Origin of the sequence: Sulfuricurvum sp. (assembly GCF_036279695.1) — a bacterium.
Taxonomy (GTDB): domain Bacteria; phylum Campylobacterota; class Campylobacteria; order Campylobacterales; family Sulfurimonadaceae; genus Sulfuricurvum.
Window position 1 is genome coordinate 1 of sequence record NZ_DASUIQ010000094.1, and the last position, 4,684, is coordinate 4,684.

Annotated in this window: 6 protein-coding genes; 4 read left to right on the top strand and 2 right to left on the bottom strand. The window is 43.3% G+C overall.

Annotated elements, in window-relative coordinates:
* Positions 1–512, bottom strand: a 512-nt coding sequence (locus tag VFW36_RS09305) for an epoxyqueuosine reductase QueH (protein WP_329658537.1), incomplete at its 3' end; no start/stop codon positions are given.
* A gap of 3 nt (positions 513–515) precedes the next feature.
* Entirely contained in the window at positions 516–1,022 is a 507-nt protein-coding gene (locus tag VFW36_RS09310; RefSeq protein WP_329658538.1) for a peptidylprolyl isomerase, read from the bottom strand.
* Between the two features lie 104 nt (positions 1,023–1,126).
* Here VFW36_RS09310 and VFW36_RS09315 point away from each other — a divergent pair, with 104 nt between their 5' ends.
* The 4 genes from VFW36_RS09315 to VFW36_RS09330 all read left to right on the top strand — a co-directional run.
* Positions 1,127–2,359 carry a HAMP domain-containing sensor histidine kinase gene (locus VFW36_RS09315; protein WP_329658539.1) on the top strand — a complete coding sequence of 411 codons (1,233 nt, stop codon included), beginning with the start codon at positions 1,127–1,129 and terminating at the stop codon, positions 2,357–2,359.
* On the top strand, positions 2,340–3,002 hold the full coding sequence (locus VFW36_RS09320; RefSeq protein WP_329658542.1) for a response regulator transcription factor: 663 nt from the start codon (positions 2,340–2,342) through the stop codon (positions 3,000–3,002). Before VFW36_RS09315 ends, VFW36_RS09320 begins: the two co-directional genes overlap by 20 nt.
* 134 nt (positions 3,003–3,136) lie before the next feature.
* Complete coding sequence (locus VFW36_RS09325; protein ID WP_329658540.1) at positions 3,137–4,462, top strand: OprD family outer membrane porin; 1,326 nt, start codon at positions 3,137–3,139, stop codon at positions 4,460–4,462.
* Positions 4,463–4,474: 12 nt separating this feature from the next.
* Positions 4,475–4,684 (top strand): DUF485 domain-containing protein (locus VFW36_RS09330; protein WP_329658541.1); only part of this gene is annotated, 210 nt, incomplete at its 3' end.

Here is a 4,684-nt window from a genome sequence, read left to right on the forward strand (position 1 = left end):
CAGCCGCAGTAGTCCTGACGGTAGAGCTGCTGTTCTTTGGCAACCCGTCCCTGATCGGCGGTTCCGTTGTTTTTACGGTAGTCAAACGCGACAAATTTAATGCCGTGTGAGGCTTCGAATGCTTCGCCGCTACGGATGAGCTGTTCTTGGGATTTTTTGGGGCTGACGAGGAGGGTGGTGGTCATGGTGGACTCACCCAGTTCGATCGCTTTGTGGGCACTTACCTCGAAACGACGATCAAAGCACACCTCACAGCGCGCTCCCTTTTCCGGCTCGCTCTCCAATCCTCGGACGGCGTCCATCCAGCTCTCAAAATCGTAATTTCCCTCTATCAGCTCAATTCCCAGTTTCTGACAGCTGCGTTCAACATCTAAAAGTCGGAGACGATATTCGCTGTAAGGGTGGATATTGGGGTCATAGAAGAACCCGACGAGTTTTTCATCGGGGTATTCCTGCTGCAGCTTCTCGATAAAGAAGTGCGAATCGACGCTGCAGCAGATGTGGACGAGCATAAATTAGTCGCGAGAAGCTAAAATCTCTACAGATTCGATAGTGTCGCGCATTTGGATACTGTCAAGAACCGCCATTGATTCCGCATCATCCGCTTCGATTCCGCCGAAAACAGTATGAACACCGTCAAGATGAGGAGTACTTACGAAACAGATAAAAAATTGGCTTCCTCCGGTGTTCGGTCCCGCGTGTGCCATAGAGAGAGTCCCTTTGACGTGACGGTGTTTATTGAGTGCTGTTTCACACGGGATAGCCCAACCCGGTCCGCCGGTTCCGGTTCCGTGAGGGCATCCGCCTTGCGCCATGAACCCAGGGATTACGCGGTGAAAGTTAAGACCGTTGTAATAACCGTCATTAACGAGTGCCGCGAAGTTGGCAACCGTATTAGGCGTTTCGTCATTGTAAAGTTTGATCCACATAACCCCTTTGGCTGTGGTCATTTTTGCCCATTGGTAGCTTGCCAATTCTTCGGCTGTTGGTGTATAGGTTTTAAGTTCTTTGCGTCCGAACATATCTCTGATCCTTGAAGGAAATTTTTGAAATTATAGTGGATCAATCTTAACCAATCGGAAGTATTGGGTTATAATGAGGCAATTTAATTTGGAGATGGTATAGAGTGGAATCGTGGTTACTGCGTCGGTTATCGAAAATATCGTTACGGGATTTGAACTTTTATACGATTGTTTTCATCCTCTTTTTTACCGTTATCATCGCATCTCTTCTCATCTATGACGAATACAAAGATTTTTTAAAAACAGCGCAAAACGGTGTCGAGATCGTTAAAGGGGTACCGTTAAGCAGTTCTCTTTCCTATCAAGATTTACCGAAAACACGCCTTATCAAAGTGATCGTTGAAATTGCTACGTTAGCGCTGATCCTTTTTGGATTTATTTTCGGTATATCCAAAATCGTGAGCAGTATGATCGCGAGGGATATGGATCGATTTTTGAACTTTTTCGAGTCAGCCCGTGATAAAACCGAGTTAATAGATGTAGAAGAACTCTATTTTTCGGAGTTCAAACGGATGGCAGGATTTGCCAACGAGATGGCAAGGACGCTCCAAGAGCAGAAAGAGTCTCTTCAGCAGCTTAATGTCGGGTTGGAAGAGCGGGTGCGACTCAAAACACAAGCATTGCAGATCAAAAATGATGCACTTGAAGCGGAACAGACATTTTCTCGCGGGCTTCTCGAATCGCACAAGCAATTCATCCGTTACGCTATTCATGAAACCCATACCCCTCTTTCTGTTATTATGGCAAATATTGAGTTGTTTAGTATGAGCGAGGGGCGTAACCGTTATTTGGCGAAGATAGAAGCGGCGGTCAAAAATATCTTTAGTATTTATGATGATTTGAGCTATTTGGTAAAAAAAGATCAGATTGAATATCCTAAAAAAGCGATCAATTTGGGTGAGTACGTCCAAAAGCGGCTCGAATTTTTTGATGAGGTTGCCCATTTTTCCAATCTCACGTTTAAGTATCGTGAACCGGATTTTATGGCTTGGGTACAGTTTAATGAAACCAAACTGCAACGGGTGATCGATAATAATCTGACCAATGCGATCAAATACACCAAAAACGGAGAAGAGATCCGCGTCGGAGTGGAGTGCGATACACAGGCGTGTACGTTTTGGGTAGAGAGCCACTCCCAAAAAATTCATGAACCGCAAAAGATTTTTGAGGCATACTATCGGGAACGGAAAAAAACAGATGGATTTGGTTTGGGGCTTAGTCTGGTCAAATCGATATGCGATGAAGACGGTGTAGTAATCAATATCTCATCTGAACGCGAGCTGACACGCTTCGAATACCATTTTAAAAAGGGCAATGGTGAAAATACTTCTTCTTGAAGATGAACAAATGCTCAGTGAAGCGATTCATGAGTATCTCCTCTCGCTCGGTCATCGTATTGTCCTTTTTTATAACGGAGACGAAGCGCTTGATACGCTAAAAAAAGAGTCATTTGACCTTTTGATCTTGGACATCAATGTCCCCGGCATCGATGGTCTGGAACTTTTAGAAACACTTCACGCGCTAAAAATCCGAACGCCTGCGATTTATATCAGTGCGCTGGTGGATATAGAGGGGATCAGTAGAGCGTATGATCTGGGATGCTATGATTATCTGAAAAAGCCGTTTCATCTCAAAGAGCTTGCCTTGCGGATCGATAAAGTGATGCAAAGCTGTACGATTCCCCAAAGCCATTTGCGTTTATCGAAGAGTTATGGGTATGATGCCTCGACCTCCACATTGATGTGTGATAACGTAACACAACCTCTTAGCAAACGTCAGCTGCAAATCATCGATCTTTTAGCGCGTAATCGCGGGCGTATCGTCGATTTTGATCAGTTCCGAAACTACGTATGGGACGAAGAATACGTGGATAATCCGACAATACGAGCTGAAGTGAGCCGCCTCAAAAAATCGCTCAAAGAAGATTTCATCCAAAATATTCGGGCGATTGGTTACATGATCGACATCCCTAAAAGCTAATTGTTACCTTTTTACGCACTAATCCCCTCTTTCGACACTTTCTGACGATAATTTTTTCTAATTTGACGATTGCTACGTTCTTGCTACGTTTTATTTTCATAATGACAGTGTAAAAACTTTTCAAGGAGTTAAGAATGAGAGGTACAGTATCTCTATCGCTTTTGGCATCGGCTTTAGTTGTCAATGCTATGGCAGCCGATGATTTGGCGGGAATGTTTAAAGAAGGAAAAGCAAGCGGGCAAATTCGCGCTTTTTATATAGACCGTGATTATTCAGGCGCGAGTACAGTTGAACGTGATGGTCTTTCAATTGGCGGTTATCTTAAATATGAAACAGGTTCTTTGAATGGCTTAAGTGCAGGAACAGCATTTTATACAACAAGTAAATTGGACAGCAGAAGTTCAGTAGCGGCAGAAAACGATTTGACTCTTTTCGGTGCAGATGGTAAAGGGTACTCCATCTTAGGCGAAGCGTATCTACAATATAAAACTGGTAATACTGCATTTAAAGCAGGGCGCCAAAAGCTTGATACTCCTTTGGCAGGTAGCGATGATGCTCGTATGCTTCCAAACCTATTTGAAGCGTATGTATTGAGTAACACCGATGTTAAAGATACTACATTGATCGCGGCACACGTAACAAAATTTGCAGCAGGAACGTTTGCTAATGCATACAATGGTGGTGCTATTGGGGCAACGGCCGGTTATAGTGCAATTGTAGGGAATACGGCTAAATATCAAGGTAAATTCACCAATATGGGTGACTGGGCTATTGGAGACAGTACTTCTGGAGTAACAGCGGTAGCCGCTATTTATTCAGGTGTTCCAGGGCTTAAATTGCAAGTATGGGATTACTATGCACACGATATTTTGAATGCAATTTATGCAGAAGCTAATTACGGTTGGTCATATTCAAGCGGTGTAGCGCCATATGTCGCGGCACAATGGATTAACGAACGTGACGTAGGTGCTAATAGCGTAATTAACAAAGTTGATAGCGATTTTATCGGAGCTAAAGTGGGTGTAAAAGTTGCTAACTTTGACCTCTCAGGAGCGGTTTCTCATAATAGTAAAGATGCATCATCTGCTGTAAATGGCGGGACTATTACTCCATGGGGCGGTATGCCGGCATATACTCAAGGGATGGTAACTCGTCACCAATTTTTGGCTGGAACGGATGCGTGGAAAGTAGCAGCAAATTATGATTGGAAAGATTTAGGTGCAAATCTAAATACAGGTGTATATTACGCATCGTTTGATATGGATGCTCTAAATGGCTATTCAGAAGCGGCTGTTGCAAATAAAACAACTGAAGCTGGATTTGACATCATTTTTAATCCTCAAGCCGTTAAAAACCTTCAATTACGTCTTCGTGGCAATTTCCCACGTGATTTTAAAGAAGCAGCAGCGGGTAATACAAGCTGGGATGAATATCGCTTTATCGCAAACTACAACTTTTAAAGGAGGTTTATTATGAAACAAGAGATGGTTGATCGTATTAAAAACGACCCTGATTTTTTACAGCTTGTGAAAGTACGAAGTAAATTCGCATGGACATTGACGATTGTTATGTTGGTGATCTATTTTGGATTTGTTTTGACGATCGCATTTGATCCAAAACTTTTGGGAACACCACTTTCTGCAGGATCGGTAACGACAATCGGTATTCCGATCGGTATCGGT